The organism is Streptomyces sp. HUAS 15-9 (genome assembly GCF_025642155.1).
In the GTDB taxonomy this organism is placed as follows: Bacteria; Actinomycetota; Actinomycetes; order Streptomycetales; family Streptomycetaceae; genus Streptomyces.
The window spans coordinates 2252357-2270872 of the sequence record NZ_CP106798.1; the positions used below are offsets into that span (position 1 = coordinate 2252357).

General features: G+C 69.8%; 14 protein-coding genes and 1 tRNA gene. 8 read left to right on the forward strand and 7 right to left on the reverse strand.

Features of this window, described 5'->3' with window-relative positions; genetic code table 11:
* Positions 1-436: 436 nt before the first annotated feature.
* From N8I87_RS10320 to N8I87_RS10340, 5 genes are all read left to right on the forward strand, one after another.
* Complete coding sequence (locus N8I87_RS10320) at positions 437-1696, forward strand: branched-chain amino acid ABC transporter substrate-binding protein (RefSeq protein WP_263207586.1); 1260 nt, start codon at positions 437-439, stop codon at positions 1694-1696.
* Positions 1697-1805: 109 nt separating this feature from the next.
* Positions 1806-2744, forward strand: a complete 939-nt coding sequence (locus N8I87_RS10325; protein WP_263207588.1) for a branched-chain amino acid ABC transporter permease — start codon at positions 1806-1808, stop codon at positions 2742-2744.
* 5 nt (positions 2745-2749) lie between these two features.
* Positions 2750-4534: a branched-chain amino acid ABC transporter permease gene (locus N8I87_RS10330; protein ID WP_263216375.1), complete on the forward strand. Its 1785-nt coding sequence runs from the start codon at positions 2750-2752 to the stop codon at positions 4532-4534.
* Positions 4535-4540: 6 nt separating this feature from the next.
* Positions 4541-5440, forward strand: a complete 900-nt coding sequence (locus N8I87_RS10335; protein WP_263207590.1) for an ABC transporter ATP-binding protein — start codon at positions 4541-4543, stop codon at positions 5438-5440.
* A complete protein-coding gene (locus N8I87_RS10340) occupies positions 5437-6153 on the forward strand; it encodes an ABC transporter ATP-binding protein (RefSeq protein ID WP_263207591.1) in 717 nt (238 codons plus the stop codon). Before N8I87_RS10335 ends, N8I87_RS10340 begins: the two co-directional genes overlap by 4 nt.
* A gap of 102 nt (positions 6154-6255) precedes the next feature.
* Here N8I87_RS10340 and N8I87_RS10345 read toward each other — a convergent pair whose 3' ends face one another.
* The gene (locus N8I87_RS10345; RefSeq protein WP_263207593.1) at positions 6256-6909 is read right to left on the reverse strand and encodes an ANTAR domain-containing response regulator; all 654 of its coding nucleotides are present in this window, start codon (positions 6907-6909) and stop codon (positions 6256-6258) included.
* A gap of 95 nt (positions 6910-7004) precedes the next feature.
* On the opposite strand from N8I87_RS10345, the gene N8I87_RS10350 reads away from it, so the two are divergent.
* Positions 7005-7088: transfer RNA gene (locus tag N8I87_RS10350), tRNA-Leu, on the forward strand.
* A 54-nt stretch (positions 7089-7142) separates the two neighbouring features.
* Here the strand turns inward: N8I87_RS10350 and pyk are convergent.
* On the reverse strand, positions 7143-8579 hold the full coding sequence (gene pyk / locus N8I87_RS10355) for a pyruvate kinase (RefSeq protein WP_263207595.1): 1437 nt from the start codon (positions 8577-8579) through the stop codon (positions 7143-7145).
* 164 nt (positions 8580-8743) lie between these two features.
* Positions 8744-9430 (reverse strand): SIMPL domain-containing protein, encoded by a 687-nt coding sequence (locus tag N8I87_RS10360; protein ID WP_263207597.1) that lies wholly within the window; start codon positions 9428-9430, stop codon positions 8744-8746.
* A gap of 150 nt (positions 9431-9580) precedes the next feature.
* On the opposite strand from N8I87_RS10360, the gene N8I87_RS10365 reads away from it, so the two are divergent.
* Complete coding sequence (locus tag N8I87_RS10365; RefSeq protein ID WP_263207599.1) at positions 9581-11395, forward strand: bifunctional metallophosphatase/5'-nucleotidase; 1815 nt, start codon at positions 9581-9583, stop codon at positions 11393-11395.
* Positions 11396-11500: 105 nt separating this feature from the next.
* On the opposite strand, the gene N8I87_RS10370 is transcribed toward N8I87_RS10365, so the two are convergent.
* Both N8I87_RS10370 and N8I87_RS10375 read right to left on the reverse strand, forming a co-directional pair.
* A complete protein-coding gene (locus N8I87_RS10370) occupies positions 11501-12910 on the reverse strand; it encodes a lysine N(6)-hydroxylase/L-ornithine N(5)-oxygenase family protein (RefSeq protein WP_263207601.1) in 1410 nt (469 codons plus the stop codon).
* The gene (locus tag N8I87_RS10375) at positions 12907-14268 is read right to left on the reverse strand and encodes a pyridoxal phosphate-dependent decarboxylase family protein (protein WP_263207602.1); all 1362 of its coding nucleotides are present in this window, start codon (positions 14266-14268) and stop codon (positions 12907-12909) included. Before N8I87_RS10375 ends, N8I87_RS10370 begins: the two co-directional genes overlap by 4 nt.
* Before the next feature lie 171 nt (positions 14269-14439).
* On the opposite strand from N8I87_RS10375, the gene N8I87_RS10380 reads away from it, so the two are divergent.
* Complete coding sequence (locus tag N8I87_RS10380) at positions 14440-14991, forward strand: GNAT family N-acetyltransferase (protein ID WP_263207603.1); 552 nt, start codon at positions 14440-14442, stop codon at positions 14989-14991.
* Between the two features lie 385 nt (positions 14992-15376).
* Here N8I87_RS10380 and pepN read toward each other — a convergent pair whose 3' ends face one another.
* Positions 15377-17863, reverse strand: a complete 2487-nt coding sequence (gene pepN / locus N8I87_RS10385; RefSeq protein WP_263207605.1) for an aminopeptidase N — start codon at positions 17861-17863, stop codon at positions 15377-15379.
* A 56-nt stretch (positions 17864-17919) separates the two neighbouring features.
* A complete protein-coding gene (locus N8I87_RS10390; RefSeq protein ID WP_263207607.1) occupies positions 17920-18501 on the reverse strand; it encodes a response regulator in 582 nt (193 codons plus the stop codon).
* Between the last annotated feature and the right edge of the window lie 15 nt (positions 18502-18516).

The following is an 18516-nucleotide window of genomic DNA, read 5'->3' on the forward strand; positions in this document are numbered from 1 at the left end:
AAGATCACGACAACCATGCGCACGACCGAATGCGGAAAGGTTGCGAAGGACGCCGGGGCGCCTTTCCCGGAAGTAACTCTGCGTAATACGCATGGAATACGAGTCCGGAGTTTCAGCCTCGGGTGCCCGTACCCACTGCAGCTGCCCAAGACCCCTCAGGTTGCCTGCAGCAATAGTTCGGCGTAATCACCAAAACCCCTGAGACGCCTGAACAGATCACGTCGCATCCTGCGGATTCTCAGAATGCGGACAGGGCAAAACGGACTGAAATCCTGCTTTCCCTCCCACGCAGTACCGCTCTGCATTACCTCGTGTCATAACAAGAGCGTCACAGCCTTGGTCAAGCCCTCCTCCACGTTCCATACCCACGCTTAGAGTCACGGCCAGTCACCGCTCCATCGGGAGTTCGGTATCGGCGTGGCATCCGTCGTTTCCCATGAGGGAGCGGACATGCCCGCGGAAAGGATCGATTGTGCGACAGCGTTCTCTGGTGATTCTTACCTCCGTGCTGACCACCGGAGCTCTGGCCCTCACCGCTTGTGGCTCCCGTGGCGGGGACAGCAAGGGCGGCGACAGCGGCAACGTGACGGTCACGATCGGCGTCGACGCCCCCCTGACCGGCGCGAACTCCGCGACCGGCCTGGGCATCCAGTACGGCGCGCAGATCGCCGTCGACGACGCCAACAAGAACAAGACCGTCCCCGGCGTCACCTTCAAGATCAAGGCGCTGGACGACAAGGCGATCCCGGCCACCGGCCAGCAGAACGCCACCCAGCTCGTCTCGGACAAGAGCGTGCTCGGCGTCGTCGGCCCGCTCAACTCCGGTGTGGCCACGCAGATGCAGCAGGTCTTCGCCACGGCCAACATGGTGCAGATCTCCCCGTCCAACACCGCCCCTGAGCTGACCCAGGGCAAGAACTGGCAGACCGACAAGTCCCGCCCGTTCAAGACGTACTTCCGCACCGCGACCACCGACGCCCTGCAGGGTGCCTACGCGGCGGACTACGCCTACAACGGCATCCACAAGAAGAAGGCCTTCGTCGTCGACGACAAGCAGACCTACGGCGCCGGTCTGGCCAAGATCTTCAAGGAGCAGTTCGCCAAGCAGGGCGGCAAGGTCGTCGGCACCGACCACGTCAACACCGGGGACCGTGACTTCTCCACCCTGGCCACCAAGATCAAGAACTCGGGTGCCGACCTGCTCTACTACGGCGGCCAGTACGACGAGTCCGAGGTGCTGACCAAGCAGCTCAAGGACGCGGGCGCCAAGATCCCGCTGTTCGGCGGCGACGGCATGTTCACCCCGACCTACATCAAGACCGCCGGCAAGTCGGCCGAGGGCGACCTGGTGACGTCGATCGGTGTCCCGGTCGACACCCTGCCCGCGGCCAAGACGTTCGTGAACACCTACAAGGCCAAGAAGTACCCCGGTGACTACGGCACCTACGGCTCCTACGCCTACGACGCCACCACCGCGATCATCAAGGCCGTCGCCCAGGTCGTGAAGGACGGCAAGGTTCCGGACGACGCCCGCACCCAGATCGTCGACGCCGTCCAGAAGACCTCCTTCGACGGCATCTCCGGCAAGATCGCCTTCGACGAGTTCGGTGACACCACCAACAAGCAGCTGACCGTCTACCAGGTCACCAAGGGCGAGTGGAAGTCCGTCAAGAGCGGCGTCGCCAACCCGAAGTAACCCAGCCGGACACTCCGCACCACCAGGGCCGCGCGGCACAGACCACCGTCACCGCGCGGCCCGCCTTCTACGCCCACCTTGACTCTCCCCACCACATGGAGGCCATGCGGTGAACACCCTGCCGCAGCAGCTGGCCAACGGGCTGTTCCTCGGCTCGATGTACGGGCTGATCGCCATCGGTTACACGATGGTGTACGGCATCGTCCAGCTCATCAACTTCGCCCACGGCGAGATCTTCATGACCGGAGGCTTCGGAGCCCTCACGGTCTACCTAGTCCTGCCGGACGGCACATCCATGTGGATTGCCCTGCCGGCGATGCTCCTCGGCGGCGCGCTGGTCTCCGTGCTCATCGCCGTCGGCGCCGAGCGCTTCGCCTACCGTCCGCTGCGCGGCGCGCCACGCCTCGCCCCGCTGATCACCGCGATCGGTCTGTCGCTCGCCCTGCAGCAGGCGGTCTTCAACTGGTACAACGTCGACGGCGACGCCAAGTCCGCCCGCGTCTTCCCCCAGTTGCCCTTCGGGCCGCTGCACATCGGCTCCGTCACCGTGCAGAGCGGTGACGTCTTCCTGATCATCGCCGCCCCGCTGTGCATGGCCGTCCTGGCCTTCTTCGTCCGGCTCTCCCGCACCGGCCGCGCCATGCAGGCCACCGCCCAGGACCCGGACACCGCCCAGCTGATGGGGATCGACACCAACCGGATCATCGTCATCGCCTTCGCCATCGGCGGCTTCTTCGCGGCCGTCGCCGGTCTGTCGTACGGGCTCAAGTACGGTTCCGTCTCCTACGACATGGGCTTCATCGCCGGTCTGAAGGCGTTCACCGCGGCCGTCCTCGGCGGCATCGGCAACATCTACGGCGCCATGCTCGGCGGTATCGTCCTCGGCATCGCCGAGGCCATGGCCACCGCCTACATCGCCGACATACCCGGCATGCAGCAGCTCGGTGGCGGCGGCTGGGCGGCCGTGTGGGCCTTCGTCCTCCTCATCCTCGTACTCCTCTTCAGGCCACAAGGCCTGCTCGGCGAACGCGTCGCGGACAGGGCGTGAGCAGCATGACCGACATCACCACCAAGGCCGCGACGGCCACGGCCGGACGCGGGCCCGTCCCGCTGCCCGCCGCCCTCGCCCGGCTGCTCATCGTCGTCGGTGCCGTGGGCACCATCGCCAGCACCTTCCTCAGCTGGACCTGGACGTCCGAGTTCCCCGGTGACCTGACCGTCTACGGCTACCCGGCGGGCCTGCAGATCCTCGCCCTCGTGGGCGGCGCCCTCACCCTGCTGTTCGGGCTCACCCTGTGGGACGTGAAGGGGCTGCGCTGGCTGAACCCGGCCAACGCCACCTCCCCCGTCCTGCTGACGGCCATGTCGGCGTTCGCGGTCTGCTGGTTCACCGGCATCGCCATCGCCGTCGACCTCGGCGGCCTGGTCAACCTCGACCCCGGCGCCTTCGTGGCGATGGCGGCCTCCGCGCTGTCCGTCCTCGGCGCCCTCGCTCTGCCCCACCCGGCTCCGGGCACCGGCTTCCGCGGCTACCTCAGCAAGCCGCAGCAGCCCCGCGCCGGCCGGCTGTCCCCGCTCGCCGAGCGCGGCATCACCACGGCGGGCATCGCGATCGCCCTGGTGACCTTCACGTACGGCATCGGCATCGACAACGACGCGAGCGAGACCTTCATCGGCTTCCTGCTGCTCCTCGTCTTCGCCGCCTGGGGTCTGATCCACACCGGTCTCGTCGACCGCTTCGCGACGATCTCGAACCAGCACAAGGGGTTCGCCTCGACGCTCGCCTTCGCCGCCGCCGTGATCTTCCCCTTCACCCAGAGCGACGACCACAACGCCAACGTCGGTGTGAACATCCTGATCTTCGCCACCGTCGCGCTCGGCCTGAACATCGTCGTCGGCCTCACCGGTCTGCTCGACCTCGGTTACGTCGCCTTCCTCGGCGTCGGCGCCTACGCGGCCGCCCTGGTCTCCGGCTCGGAGTACTCCCGGTTCGCCGGTGTGCACTTCCCGTTCTGGGCCGCCGCCCTCACCGGCATGGCCGCCTCGCTGGTCTTCGGTGTGCTGATCGGCGCTCCGACCCTGCGGCTGCGCGGCGACTACCTGGCCATCGTCACGCTCGGCTTCGGTGAGATCTTCCGTATCACCGTCAACAACCTCGACGGCGACTCCGGACCGAACATCACCCGCGGCCCCAACGGCATCACCCAGATCCCGGACCTGAACATCCTCGGGTTCAACCTGGGCGAGGCGCACGACATCGGCGGGTTCACCCTGGGCCGGTTCGCCAACTACCTGTTCCTGATGCTCATCGTCACGGCGATCGTCGTGCTCGTCTTCACCCGCGCCGCCGACTCCCGCATCGGCCGCTCCTGGATCGCCATCCGCGAGGACGAGACCGCCGCCACCGCCATGGGCATCAACGGCTTCCGCGTCAAGCTGATCGCCTTCGCCCTCGGCGCCTCCCTCGCGGGTCTCGCCGGCACCGTGATGGCACACGTCAACTTCAGCGTGAACCCGCAGCCGTACCAGTTCGCCGGCGCCGCCCCGCCCAACTCGGCCTTCCTGCTGGCCGCCGTCGTCCTCGGCGGTATGGGCACCGTCAGCGGCCCGCTGCTCGGCGCGAGCGTGCTCTACCTGGTCCCGGAGAAGCTCCAGTTCCTGCAGAACTACGAGCTGTTCGCCTTCGGTATCGCGCTGGTCCTGCTGATGCGCTTCCGGCCGGAGGGCATCATCGCCAACCGCCGCCGCCAGCTGGAGTTCCATGAGGCCGACCAGGTCGACCTGCCGGCGCAGAAGGCGCCGGCCGACGATCCGGCCGTCACCAAGGCAGGGGCGTAAGGAACCATGACGACACCTGTACTCGAAGCCCGTGACGTCACGATGCGCTTCGGCGGTCTCACCGCCGTCCGGTCCGTCGACTTCACGGTCAACAGCGGCGAGATCGTCGGCCTCATCGGCCCGAACGGCGCCGGCAAGACCACCTTCTTCAACTGCCTGACCGGTCTGTACATCCCCACCGAGGGCACGGTCGCGTACCAGGGCAAGGTCCTGCCGCCCAAGCCGCACCTGGTGACGCAGGCGGGCATCGCCCGCACGTTCCAGAACATCCGGCTCTTCGCCAACATGACCGTCCTGGAGAACGTCCTCGTGGGCCGCCACACGCGGACCAAGGAAGGCCTGTGGTCCGCGCTGCTGCGCGGCCCCGGCTTCCGCAAGGCCGAGAAGGAGTCCGAGGCGAAGGCCATGGAACTCCTGGAGTTCGTCGGCCTCGCCGCCAAGCGCGACCACCTCGCGCGCAACCTGCCCTACGGCGAGCAGCGCAAGCTGGAGATCGCCCGGGCACTGGCGAGCGAGCCCGGTCTGCTGCTGCTCGACGAGCCGACGGCCGGCATGAACCCGCAGGAGACCCGGACCACCGAGGAACTGGTCTTCGCCATCCGGGACAAGGGCATCGCCGTCCTCGTCATCGAGCACGACATGCGCTTCATCTTCAACCTGTGCGACCGCGTCGCCGTGCTCGTCCAGGGCGAGAAGCTCGTCGAGGGCACCTCGGACGTCGTACAGGCCGACGAGCGCGTCGTCGCCGCCTATCTGGGCGAGCCCTTCGAGGGTGAACCCGGCCAGGCGGAGGCCGCCGAGGTCGAGGCCGCCGAGGCCGCCGCCGAGGCCGAGGAGGCCGCCGCCGACGAGTTCGCCGACGAGGCGGAGAGCACCACCGGCACCACCAAGGGAGAGGCCCAGTGACCGCACTGCTGGAGGTCGAGGACCTCAGGGTCGCCTACGGCAAGATCGAGGCCGTCAAGGGCATCTCGTTCAGCGTCGAGGCCGGCCAGGTCGTCACCCTCATCGGCACCAACGGCGCCGGCAAGACGACGACCCTGCGCACCCTGTCGGGTCTGCTCAAGCCCACGTCGGGCAGGATCGTCTTCGACGGGAAGCCGCTCACCAGCGTCCCGGCGCACAAGATCGTCGCGCTCGGACTGGCCCACTCCCCCGAGGGCCGGCACATCTTCCCGCGCCTGACGATCGCGGAGAACCTCCAGCTCGGCGCATTCCTGCGCAAGGACAAGGAGGGCATCGAGAAGGACATCCAGCGCGCCTACGACCTGTTCCCCATCCTCGGGGAGCGCAGGAAGCAGGCCGCCGGCACCCTCTCGGGCGGTGAGCAGCAGATGCTGGCGATGGGCCGGGCCCTGATGTCCCAGCCGAAGCTGCTGATGCTCGACGAGCCGTCCATGGGGCTCTCCCCGATCATGATGCAGAAGATCATGGCGACCATCTCGGAGCTGAAGTCCCAGGGCACAACGATTCTGCTGGTCGAGCAGAACGCCCAGGCCGCCCTGTCGCTGGCCGACCAGGGCCACGTCATGGAGGTCGGCAACATCGTCCTGTCGGGCACCGGCCAGGACCTGCTGCACGACGAGTCCGTGCGCAAGGCCTACCTCGGCGAGGACTGATCGCGTACACGCCGAGGCCCGCGCCCCTTCTCCGGGCGCGGGCCTCGGCGTATGTCCCGGGTGGTGTAGTACGTCCCGGGCAGTGTCGTATGTCCGGGCTGTTCAGCCCTTGCCTGCCTTCTTCTCCTCGCTGTCCGCGATGACGGCCTCGGCCACCTGCTGCATGGACATGCGGCGGTCCATGGAGGTCTTCTGGATCCACCGGAAGGCGGCCGGCTCGGTCAGCCCGTACTCGGTCTGGAGGATCGACTTCGCCCGGTCGACGAGCTTGCGGGTCTCCAGCCGCTGGGTGAGGTCGGCGACCTCCTGCTCCAGCTGCTTCAGCTCGGTGAAGCGGGAGACGGCCATCTCGATGGCCGGCACGACATCGCTCTTGCTGAACGGCTTCACCAGATAGGCCATGGCGCCGGCGTCACGGGCCCGCTCGACCAGGTCGCGCTGTGAGAAGGCGGTGAGCATGAGGACCGGTGCGATGGACTCCTCGGCGATCTTCTCCGCCGCCGAGATGCCGTCCAGCTTGGGCATCTTCACATCGAGGATGACCAGGTCCGGCTGGTGCTCACGGGCGAGCTCCACGGCCTGCTCGCCGTCACCGGCCTCGCCGACGACGGTGTACCCCTCCTCCTCCAGCATCTCTTTGAGGTCGAGCCGGATCAGGGCCTCGTCCTCGGCGATGACGACTCGGGTCGTCAGCGGAGGCACGTGCGACTTGTCGTCGTCGGGCGCGTCTACGGGCTGGGGCGACTCGGGGGTCACGGGGGCTCCTCGTTCAGGGCGGAGGTACTGCTGACAAGAGCCTACCTAGCTGCGCTTCTCATCGGTGACCCGGTAGACTCCTCCGGGGTCACCGAGCCGGGTTGGCGCAACTGGTTGACGCGGAGGTCTCAAACACCTCTGTCCGCGAGGACGTGTGGGTTCGAATCCCATACCCGGCACCCGTAAGCGGAGGATCACGTTACGCGTGATCCTCCGCTTTTTGCCGCATATGGCTACTTCGGGCTGTCGTCCTCGCCGATGTGGTGGACACGGACCATGTTGGTGGAGCCGGAGACGCCGGGCGGGGATCCGGCCGTGATGACCACGGTGTCGCCCTTCTGGCAGCGGCCGTACTTCAGGAGGAGTTCGTCCACCTGGTCGACCATCGCGTCCGTCGAGCCGACGTACGGGCCGAGGAAGGTCTCGACGCCCCAGGTGAGGCTGAGCTGCGAGCGGGTGGCCTGCTCCGGGGTGAAGGCCAGCAGCGGAATGGGCGAGCGGTAGCGGGACAGGCGGCGGGCGGTGTCGCCCGACTCGGTGAAGGCGACCAGGAAACTCGCGCTGAGGAAGTCGCCCATCTCGGCCGCGGCCCGGGCGACCGCGCCGCCCTGGGTACGGGGCTTGTTCCGCTCGGTCAGTGGAGAAAGGCCCTTGGCCAGGATGTCCTCCTCGGCCGCCTCGACGATACGGGCCATGGTGCGCACCGTCTCCACGGCGTACTTGCCGACGCTCGTCTCGCCGGACAGCATCACCGCGTCCGTGCCGTCGATGACCGCGTTGGCGACGTCGGAGGCCTCCGCGCGGGTCGGACGGGAGTTGTCGATCATGGAGTCGAGCATCTGCGTCGCCACGATGACCGGCTTGGCGTTGCGCTTGGCGAGCTTGATGGCGCGCTTCTGGACGATCGGGACCTGCTCCAGGGGCATCTCCACGCCCAGATCGCCGCGGGCCACCATGAGGCCGTCGAAGGCGGCGACGATGTCGTCGATCGCCTCGACCGCCTGCGGCTTCTCCACCTTGGCGATCACCGGGAGGCGGCGGCCCTCCTCGTCCATGATGCGGTGCACGTCCTCGACGTCCTTGCCGCTGCGGACGAAGGACAGCGCGATGACGTCGAAGCCGGTGCGCAGCGCCCAGCGGAGGTCGGCCTCGTCCTTGTCGGAGAGCGCCGGGACGGAGACGGCGACGCCGGGCAGGTTCAGGCCCTTGTGGTCGGAGACCATGCCGCCCTCGACCACGACGGTGTGCACGCGCGGGCCGTCGACGGAGGTGACCTCGAGGCAGACCTTGCCGTCGTCGACGAGGACGCGCTCACCCGGAGTGACGTCGGCGGCGAGCCCGGAGTAGGTGGTGCCGCACTGGTCGCGGTCGCCCTCGGCGCCCGGCTCCACGGTGATGACGAAGGAGTCGCCGCGTTCAAGGAGTACGGGTCCTTCGGCGAATCGGCCGAGCCGGATCTTCGGACCCTGAAGGTCCGCGAGGACCCCGACGCTGCGGCCGGACTCGTCAGCCGCCTTTCGCACGCGCTGGTAACGCTCCTCGTGCTCGGCGTAGCTGCCGTGGCTGAGATTGAATCGGGCGACGTCCATTCCGGCCTCGACCAGCGCCTTGATCTGGTCGTACGAGTCGGTGGCGGGGCCCAGAGTACAAACGATCTTTGCTCGGCGCATGATTCGAGCCTAGGGCTTACCCGTCGGTAGAGAATCCGCCGGGGATGACTACTCAACAACCTTTGCGTGAAGCCCTATTGACAAGTGTTGAACTGTGCGCACCGGCGCTCCGATGAGCATATGGAGCGCCGTGGCATTTTCGATCAGAGGCGTTCCGCTCTTTCTCACAGGCGCGGCGGTGTCATCGTGAAACGGGCGTTCACCTGGGCGTAGACGTGTTGGCATTGGGGTTCGAGGTCCAGGGGCGCCACCGTGTCCTCCGCCGCCGCGGCGAAGGCCACGGAGCGGGTCCGGCCGGCGGCCTGGGGAGCGTAGGGATCCGCCTTCTCCGCGCCGACGTCGGCGAGTTCCACCAGCGCGGCCAGTGTGGTGCCGAGCGCCTCCGCGTACTCCCGGGCACGCTGGACCGCCTCGCGCACCGCCTGCTGGCGGGCCTGACGGTGCACCGGCGAGTCGGGGCGCAGGGCCCACCAGGGGCCGTCGACCCGGGTCAGTTCCAAGTCGGCCAGGCGCGTGGTGAGTTCGCCGAGGGCGGTGAAGTCGGAGAGTTCCGCGGTGACGTGGACGCGGCCGTGGTACGTGCGGACGCGCTCGCTCCGGCCGTGCGAGGACAGTTCCGGCGTGATGGAGAGGAAACCGGTCTCCAGGCGCTCCACGGCCTCGCCGTAGGACTTCACCAGGTCGAGGACGGCGGCGTTGCGGCGGGTGAGGTCGTCCAGGGCCGAACGCCGGTCGCGTCCGCGCGCGTTGACGGTGACCCCGATGCGGGCGATCTCGGGGTCGACTTCGAGATGGGCCTCGCCGCGGACGGCGATGCGGGGGGCGTCGGCGGTGCCGTACGGAGCGGTCATACGTACCACTCTGTCACGCATTACCTGTTTGGTGGCAACGGAGTTCACCGATGAGGTCACCAGATCGCAACCTCCCGGACCTGTTGTCGTCAGTCATGACCAGGTCAGAATCTACGCGCGTTGTTGACCGTTTCCCGAGGAGATCTGGGCATGCCGTTGAACCGTCGGAAGTTCCTGAAGAAGTCCGCCGTGACCGGAGCGGGCGTGGCGATTGCCGGTGCGGCGGCGGCTCCGGCCGCGCAGGCCGCGGAGACCGGGGCAGTGGCGAAGCCGACGAGGCCGGCCAAGCGCTGGTCCCTGACCGTCATGGGCACCACCGACCTGCACGGCCACGTCTTCAACTGGGACTACTTCAAGAACGCGGAGTACACCGACAAGGCGGGCAACGCGCAGGGCCTGTCCCGTATCTCCACCCTGGTGAACCAGATCCGCGCGGAGAAGGGCCGCTGCAACACACTGCTGCTGGACGCGGGCGACACGATCCAGGGCACCCCGCTGACGTACTACTACGCCAAGGTCGACCCGATCACCGCCAAGGGCGGTCCGGTGCACCCGATGGCGCAGGCGATGAACGCCATCGGCTACGACGCGGCGGCGCTCGGCAACCACGAGTTCAACTACGGCATCGAGACGCTGCGCAAGTTCGAGGACCAGTGTCACTTCCCGCTGCTCGGCGCCAACGCCGTGGACGCGAAGACGCTGAAGCCCGCCTTCCCGCCCTACTTCATCAAGAAGTTCCATGTGCCGGGCGCCCCGCCGGTGAAGGTCGCCGTCCTCGGTCTGACCAACCCGGGCATCGCGATCTGGGACAAGGCCTACGTCCAGGGCAAGCTGGCCTTCCCGGGCCTAAAGGAGCAGGCCGCGAAGTGGGTGCCGAAGCTGCGGGCGATGGGCGCGGACGTGGTCGTCGTGTCGGCGCACTCAGGCTCGTCCGGCACCTCGTCGTACGGTGACCAGCTGCCGTACGTCGAGAACTCGGCGGCGCTGGTCGCCCAGCAGGTGCCCGGTATCGACGCGATCCTCGTCGGCCACGCGCATCTGGAGATCCCGGAGCTGAAGGTCACCAACGCCAAGACCGGAAAGACGGTCGTGCTGTCGGAGCCGCTGGCGTTCGCGGAGCGTCTGTCCGTCTTCGACATCGAGCTGGTCTTCGGCCGGGGCAGGTGGACCGTCGAGTCCGTCTCGTCGAAGGTGCTCAACTCCAACACGGTCGCCGACGACCCGAAGATCACCAAGCTGCTGACCGACGAGCACGCGAAGGTCGTCGAGTACGTCAACCAGGTCGTCGGCTCCGCGACCGAGACCCTGACCACGGTCGACGCCCGCTACAAGGACGCCCCGATCATCGACCTGATCAACAAGGTCCAGGAGGACGTGGTCAAGGCGGCGCTGGCGGGCACCGAGTACGCCGCGCTCCCGGTGGTCTCGCAGGCCTCGCCGTTCTCCCGCACCTCGGAGATCCCGGCCGGAAGCGTAACCATCCGGGACCTGTCGAGTCTGTACGTGTACGACAACACGCTGGTCGCCAAGCTGCTGACGGGCGCCCAGATCCGGGCGTACCTGGAGTACTCGGCCGAGTACTTCGTCCAGACGGCCGCCGACGCCACCGTCGACGTCGAGAAGCTGACGAACGCCAACAACCGCCCGGACTACAACTACGACTACGTGTCGGGCTTCCAGTACGACATCGACATCGCCCAGGCGGCCGGTTCACGGATCAAGAACCTCACCTACAACGGTGCCGCACTGGATGACGCCCAGCAGTTCGTGTTCGCGGTGAACAACTACCGCGCGAACGGCGGTGGCGCGTTCCCGCACGTCGCTTCGGCCAAGGAGCTGTGGTCGGAGTCGACGGAGATCCGGACCCGGATCGCGGAGTGGGTGACCGCGAAGGGTGTTCTGGACCCGAAGGACTTCGCGTCGGTGGACTGGAAGCTCACCCGCAACGGAAACCCGGTGTTCTAGGGGCTTCCTTCCGGCAGGGCCGGGTCGGCGGCGTCGGCGGACATCCGTGGCCCCGGCGCCGCCGGCTGTGCGGGCGGGCCGCCTCTGCCGCGTCCGGCGTCTGCCCTACCGGCTCTCCGCCAGCGGGGTCAGCGCCCGCTGCCGCCGGGCCTCGGGGATCCGCTCCGGCTGCTCGAGTCCGAACGTGGTGAACGCCGTGCGCGCGGGCAGCGGATACGGCTCCTTCCCGGTCAGGGAGTTGAGGATGGTGGCGCTGCGCCAGGCGGCGAGGCCGAGGTCGGGGGCGCCGACGCCGTGGGTGTGCAGTTCGGCGTTCTGCACATAGGCCGTACCCGTGACCGCGCGGTCGAGGACGAGCCGGAACCGCTCGTCGACGCGCGGGCGTTCGCCGGCGTCACGGCACAGGTAGGGGTCGAGGCCGGCGAGGATGCGGTCCAGGGGGCGTTCGCGGTAGCCGGTGGCGAGGACGACCGCGTCGGTGGTGAGCCGGGAGCGGGTGTTCTGCTGGACGTGCTCCAGATGGAGCTCGACCTTGGTGGTGGCGACGCGCCCCGCCGTGCGGACGCGGACACCGGGGGTGAGGACGGCGTCGGGCCAGCCGCCGCGCAGGGTGCGGCGGTAGAGCTCGTCGTGGATCGCGGCGATGGTGTCGGCGTCGATTCCCTTGTGGAGCTGCCACTGGGAGGCCACGAGCCCGTCGCGGACGCCTTCGTCGAGGGCGTGGAAGTAGCGCGTGTAGTCGGGCGTGAAGTGCTCCAGGCCGAGCTTGGAGTACTCCATCGGCGCGAAGGCCTCCGTACGGCCGATCCAGTGCAGCCGCTCGCGTCCGGCGGGGCGGTGGCGCAGCAGGTCGAGGAAGACCTCGGCGCCGGACTGTCCCGAGCCGACGACGGTGACATGGTCCGCGGCGAGGAAGGCGTCGCGGTGGTCGAGGTAGTCGGAGGCGTGGATGACGGGCGCGCCGGGGGCCTCGACGAGGGGCTTGAGGGGGTCGGGGACATAGGGGGCGGTGCCTACGCCGAGGACGATGTTCCTCGTGTACGCACAGCCGGTGGCCTCGGCGTTCCCGTCGGGGTCGAGCCGGGTGAAGTCGACCTCGAAGGCGTCGCGTCCGGGGTTCCAGCGGACGGCGTCGACCTGGTGGGAGAAGCGCAGCCCGGGGAGGTTCTCGGAGACCCAGCGGCAGTAGGAGTCGTACTCGGTGCGCTGGATGTGGAAGCGCTCGGCGAAGTAGAAGGGGAACAGCCGGTCGCGGGCCTTGAGGTAGTTGAGGAAGCTCCAGCGGCTGCCCGGGTCGGCGAGGGTCACCAGGTCGGCGAGGAACGGGACCTGGATGGTCGCGCCCTCGATGAGCAGGCCGGGGTGCCAGTCGAAGCCGGGGCGCTGCTCGTAGAAGACGGCGTCGAGTTCGGCGAGCGGGTGGGCGAGGGCGGCGAGGGAGAGGTTGAACGGTCCGACGCCGATGCCGACCAGGTCACGGGGTGCTTCTGGCTCGTGGTCCGGGGGGTGGGTCATCTGGTGGGGGTTCCTTCCACGAGTTTCAGCAGCTCGGCCAGCTCGTCCGGCCGGGTGTGGGGGTTCAGGAGGGTGGCCTTGAGCCAGAGGCGGCCGTCCAGGCGGGCCCGGCCGAGGACGGCACGGCCCTCGTGCAGCAGGGTGCGCCGTACGCCGGCGACGGTGTCGTCGGTGGCCGCGGCGGGCCGGAACAGGACGGTGCTGATGACCGGCCGGTCGTACAGCTCGAAGGCGGGGTGCTCCTGGACGAGTGCCGCGAACTCCCTTGCGCGTGCGCACACCTGGTCGACGAGGGCGCCGAGGCCGGTGCGGCCGAGGGTCCTGAGGGTGACGGCGATCTTGAGAACGTCGGGGCGGCGGGTGGTGCGCAGGGACCGGCCGAGCAGGTCGGGCAGGCCGGCCTCGGTGTCGTCGTCGGCGTTGAGGTAGTCGGCGTGCTGCTGCAGCACGGCCAGGTCGCGGGGGCGGGAGACGGCAAGCAGGCCCGCGGCGACCGGCTGCCAGCCGAGTTTGTGCAGGTCGAGGGTGACGGTGTGGGCGGCCTCCAGCCCGGCGAGCTTCTCGCGGTGCCGTTCGCTGAAGACGAGTCCGCCGCCGTACGCCGCGTCGATGTGCAGGCGGGCGCCGTGGGCGGCGCAGAGGCCGGCGATCTCGGGGAGCGGGTCGATGAGACCGGCATCGGTGGTGCCCGCGGTGGCGGCGACCAGCACGGGGCGGGGGAAGCGGGTGAGGACCTCGTCGAGGGCGGCGGGGTCGAGGGTGCCGTTGGGGGCGGGGACGACCACCGGGTCGGGCAGGCCCAGCAGCCAGGCCGCGCGGGGCAGGGAGTGATGGGCGTTGGCGCCGCACACGAGCCGCACGCTGCCGCCGTGGGCCTCGCGGGCGAGCAGCAGGGCGAGCTGGTTGGACTCGGTGCCGCCGGTGGTGATCAGCGAGTCGGCCAGGCCGATCTCGTGGGCGAGCTCGCGGGTGACGAGGGCCTCGAGGGCGGAGGCGGCCGGTGCCTGGTCCCAGGAGTCCAGGGACGGGTTGAGGGCGCTCACGGCGAGGTCGGCGGCGGTGGCGAGGGCGAGCGGCGGACAGTGCAGGTGCGCCGCGCAGAGGGGATCGGCGGGGTCGGCGGCGCCCGCGGCGAAGGCGCGGACGAGCGTGCGCAGCGCGTCGGGGTCGCCCTCGTCCGGCAGTACGTCCCCCACGGCATCCACGACGGCCGCGGCAACAGCCTCCGGCCCGCCCGCGGGCAGCGGTCCGCCACGGGCCCGCCCGCCCTCCCGCAGGGCGTCGAGCACGGTGTCGACCAACGGCCGCAGGGCGTCGGGGCCTTCGGGGCCTGAGGCGAGGGGGTGCGGCGTGCTCATGGGCTCTCCTCCGGGGGCGCGGTGCAGGGGAACATCCATGTGGACGCTTCCAGCTTGTACGCCATCGGGCCGACGCGCCCGGAAAGTGCACCGATCGAAACCCGAAAGTGGGTACTCCCGTGCGGGGAAAGCGTGTTGGGGCCACGGGTGGGCGGGCGTAGCGTCGGGCGGATGGTTGACGTGATCGCGACCGACGCGCCTGGCGGGCAGGTGCTGCTGCGGGAGCCGGGCCCGGCGGACGAGGCACCGCTGCTCGCCCTGTTCCAGGCCTGCGAGGACTGGTTCGTGGCGGCGACGGGACTGCCGTCCGGACCGGGTGACGTACAGAGCCTCTGCTATGCGCTGCCACCGGGCGCGTCCCCCGACGACAAGCTGCTCCTGCTGGTGGAGCGGTCCGGCACCGTGATCGGCCTGCTGGACGCGGTACGGAACCACCCGGCACCGGGCACGGTCTCGGTGGGCCTGTTCCTGCCGACCCCGTCCGCGCGCGGAACGGGCCTCGGCCGCGCACTGGCCGACGCGCTCCTCGCCCGGGCGGAGGGCGTCTCGTCGGTGACGGCGACGGTACCGCCGGGCTGGACACCCGGCGAACGCTTCCTGGAACGGCTCGGCTTCACCCCGGACACGCCGACGCCGAGGGGACCGGAGAACGCCAACCGCCGCGCGGGACCACGGGAAGGGACGGTACGACGCGCGGAGCTACGCCTGGACACACGACGCTGACTTCGGACACGGCGCGGCAGGGCCGGGGACAGCTGGGATCCGCACCGCGCGGACCTGGCGTCAGGCGGGGCGGCGGCTCGGTCACGGGCCTCGGGCCCGGGGCCGAGGCCGGCCCGCGGAGGTCCGGTGCGGGTCATCCGACGGGTACGACAGGGCGGTCCCGTGGTCCGTGGGCACCCGGTGGCGGGACCCGGTGCGCCGGACCTGAACGCCCAGTGGGCGAGCCCGGCGCGTCGGACTGCGCACCCGGTGGCGGAGCCCGGCGTGTCGGATCAGCGCGCGTCCGATGGCGACGCGCCCCACGCACCGGATCAGTGCATACCCAGCGGCTCCTTGCGCCCCGGGACTCATTGGGCTGCCCCGGGGACTCCTCGCGCCCCGGGGACTACACCTTCCGTACCCGCAACGCCCTGGCCAGGTCGTCGAGTTCGTCGACGAGTCGGCGGCGCAGGGCCGTGACCGGGTCGGCGTCGCGCAGGCAGGCCTCGCCCAGGGCGAGGTTCTCCGTGTCCACGGCGTAGGACGGGAAGGCGTAGCGGCCGGTGGCGGTGGCGATGGCGGGGCCGCGGCGGGCGGCCACCGGGAGCGCGTCCGTGTAGTACCGCGCCACGTACTCCCGGACCAGGTCGGCCTGCTCGGGCTGCCAGAAGCCCTGGGCGGTGGCCGTGAAGAGGTAGTTGGACAGGTCGTCCGTCGCGAACATCGCGTCCCAGGCCGCGCGCTTGGCCTCGGGGTCGGGCAGCGCGGCCCGGCAGCGGGCGGCGCCCTCCTGGCCGGTGGCGCTCGGGTCGCGCTCCAGCTCGGCGGCGATCGCGGCCTCGTCGGTGGCGCCGAGGACGGCGAGGCGGCCGAGGATGCGCCAGCGCAGCTCGGGGTCGAGTTCCGGCCCGCCGGGCACGGTGCCGTCGGCGAGCCAGGCGGCGATGGTGTCCGGGTGGGCGGCGACGTCGATGAAGTGGCGGACGGCGATCAGCCGCAGTCCCGGGTTGTCGCCGTCCTCGGTGCGGCGGATGAAGTCGCGGCACAGCGAGGAGAGGGTGGCCAGGGCCGCCGGACGGTCCTCGGGCGCGAGGTAGCGGTCGGCGATGTGCGCCGAGGCGAAGGCCAGCACGCCCTGGACGAGGGCCAGGTCCGTCTCGCGGGGCAGGTGGGCGCGCGCGGTCTCCAGGAAGGCGGCGGGCGGGAGCTCGCCGTCACGGACGGCGTCCCTGAGGGCGTTCCACACCACCGCGCGGGTGAGCGGCTCGGGCAGGCCGGACAGGCCCGTGCGGACCGCTTCGAAGGACCCGGCGTCGAACCGGACCTTGGCGTAGGTCAGGTCGCCGTCGTTGAGCAGGAGCAGCGCGGGGCGCTTGCCGATGGGCTGAGGGGCGCTCTGCGGGATGTCCAGGCCGATGCGCTCACGCAGGACGAGGCCGCCCTCGTCGGCGAGATCATGGTCGTACACACCGACGCTGATGCGGTGCGGGCGGCTGCCGTCGCGGTTCACGGTGAGCGTGTACGTGCCGGTCCCGTCACCCGCGGTGACCGCCGGGGTGAGTGTGTCGACGCCGGTGGTGCGCAGCCAGGCGTCCGCCCAGGCGTGGACGTCGCGGTCGGTGGCGGCGGACAGGGAGTCGATGAAGTCGGCGAGGGTGGCGTTGCCGAACCTGTGCCGGGCGAAGTGGATGTTGATGCCGGCGAGGAAGTCCTTCTCGCCGAGCCAGGCCACCAGCTGGCGCAGCGCGGAGGCGCCCTTGGCGTAGGAGATGCCGTCGAAGTTGAGCAGCGCGGCGGCCGTGTCGTCGACGGCCTCGGGGGCGACGGGGTGGGTGGAGGGGCGCTGGTCGGCGTCGTAGCCCCAGGCCTTGCGGGCCACGCCGAAGTCGACCCAGGTGTCGGTGAAGCGGGTTGCCTCGATGGTGGTCTGGTAGCCCATGTACTCGGCGAAGGACTCGTTGAGCCAGATGTCGTCCCACCACTTGAGGGTGACGAGGTCGCCGAACCACATGTGGGCCATCTCGTGGGCGATGACCATGGCGCGGGTCTGCCGCTCGGTGTCGGTGACGGCGGAGCGGTAGACGAACTCGTCGCGGAAGGTGACCAGGCCCGGGTTCTCCATGGCGCCCGCGTTGAACTCGGGGACGAAGGCCTGGTCGTAGGAGTCGAACGGGTAGGGCTCCTCGAACTTCTCGTGGAACCGGTCGAAGCACGCGCGCGTGATGTCGAGGATCTCGTCGGCGTCCGCGTCGAGGTACGGCGCGAGGGAGCGGCGGCAGTGGATGCCGAAGGGCAGGCCGCGGTGCTCGGTGCGCACGGAGTGCCAGGGGCCGGCGGCGACGGCGACGAGGTACGTGGAGATCAGCGGGGTGGGGGCGGCCTGCCAGCGGCCCTCGCCGAGGTGCTCGGTGATGCCGTTGGCGAGGACGCTCCAGCCCTCGGGGGCCTTGACGGACAACTCGAAGACGGCCTTCAGGTCGGGCTGGTCGAAGGCGGCGAAGACGCGCTGCACGTCGTCCATGAACAGCTGCGTGTAGGCGTACGTCTCGCCGTCGGTGGGGTCGGTGAAGCGGTGCATGCCCTCCCCGGTGCGGGAGTAGCGCATGACGGCGTCGACGCGCAGCTCGTGCTCACCGGCGGTGAGGCCCTTCAGCGGCAGCCGGTCCTGGTCCAGGGTCTCCGGGTCCAGGGGCTGTCCGTCGAGGGTGACGGAGCGCAGTTCGGCGGGCTTGAGCTCGACGAACGTGTCCCCGGCGGTCCGCACGCCGAACCGGATCACGGTGCGCGAGTCGAAGGTCTCGTCCCCGGTGGTCAGGTCGAGTTCGATCGCGTAGCGGTGGACGTCGAGGAGCTGTGCTCGGATCTGCGCTTCGTCGCGCGTCAGTACGGACATGCAGGACATGCTGCCTGATAGCACTGACGGCGCACAGGGGCGGATCGGTACACGGCTTATGTCCGGTCCTCCGCCGGGGCGGTCAGGGAGGTGTCCCGCTGGGGCGGAACCCGGGTGCCGGAGCGGGCCGACGCACGTCGCAGGGCGCTCTTTCCGCCCTCAGCGCGGCCCTCGGTACGGCCCTCGGTACGGCCCTCGGTACGGCCCTCGACGAGGGCACGCAGTTCGCGGACCTCCCGCTCCAGGGCGAGGTTCCGCTGATGGGTGTCGTACAGGTAGCGCACCTTGGTGCGCAGGGCCCAGGGGTCGATGGGCTTGAGGACGAGGTCGGCGACGCCCAGCCGGAACGCGGTGGCGGTCAGTTCGTGGTCCGGGCCGAATCCGGTGAGCAGGACGACCGGTATGTGCTGGGTCTGCTCGACGCGGCGCATGTAACGCACCACCTCCAGGCCGCCGACGCCGGGCATGCGCACATCCAGCAACAGCAGGCCGACCCGCCCGCGGAGCACCTGCTTGAGCGCCTCGTCGCCGCTGGTGGCGCGGCCGAGTTGGTAGCCCAGCGGGGCGAGGGCGCTCTCCAGCGCGTACAGCGTCTCCTTGTGGTCGTCGACGATAAGGATCTTGGCATCCGGCGGCATGGCCCAGGTCCCTCC

Bases quoted from the DNA above. Each gene is read 5' to 3' on its own strand.
- N8I87_RS10390 (WP_263207607.1), bottom strand. From the start codon at position 18,501: ATGCCGCCGGATGCCAAGATCCTTATCGTCGACGACCACAAGGAGACG.
- N8I87_RS10360 (WP_263207597.1), bottom strand. From the start codon at position 9,430: ATGACCGCTCCGTACGGCACCGCCGACGCCCCCCGCATCGCCGTCCGC.
- pepN (WP_263207605.1), bottom strand. From the start codon at position 17,863: ATGTCCGTACTGACGCGCGACGAAGCGCAGATCCGAGCACAGCTCCTC.
- pyk (WP_263207595.1), bottom strand. From the start codon at position 8,579: ATGCGCCGAGCAAAGATCGTTTGTACTCTGGGCCCCGCCACCGACTCG.
- N8I87_RS10335 (WP_263207590.1), top strand. From the start codon at position 4,541: ATGACGACACCTGTACTCGAAGCCCGTGACGTCACGATGCGCTTCGGC.
- N8I87_RS10320 (WP_263207586.1), top strand. From the start codon at position 437: ATGAGGGAGCGGACATGCCCGCGGAAAGGATCGATTGTGCGACAGCGT.
- N8I87_RS10370 (WP_263207601.1), bottom strand. From the start codon at position 12,910: ATGACCCACCCCCCGGACCACGAGCCAGAAGCACCCCGTGACCTGGTC.
- N8I87_RS10330 (WP_263216375.1), top strand. From the start codon at position 2,750: ATGACCGACATCACCACCAAGGCCGCGACGGCCACGGCCGGACGCGGG.
- N8I87_RS10365 (WP_263207599.1), top strand. From the start codon at position 9,581: ATGCCGTTGAACCGTCGGAAGTTCCTGAAGAAGTCCGCCGTGACCGGA.
- N8I87_RS10380 (WP_263207603.1), top strand. From the start codon at position 14,440: ATGGTTGACGTGATCGCGACCGACGCGCCTGGCGGGCAGGTGCTGCTG.
- N8I87_RS10375 (WP_263207602.1), bottom strand. From the start codon at position 14,268: ATGAGCACGCCGCACCCCCTCGCCTCAGGCCCCGAAGGCCCCGACGCC.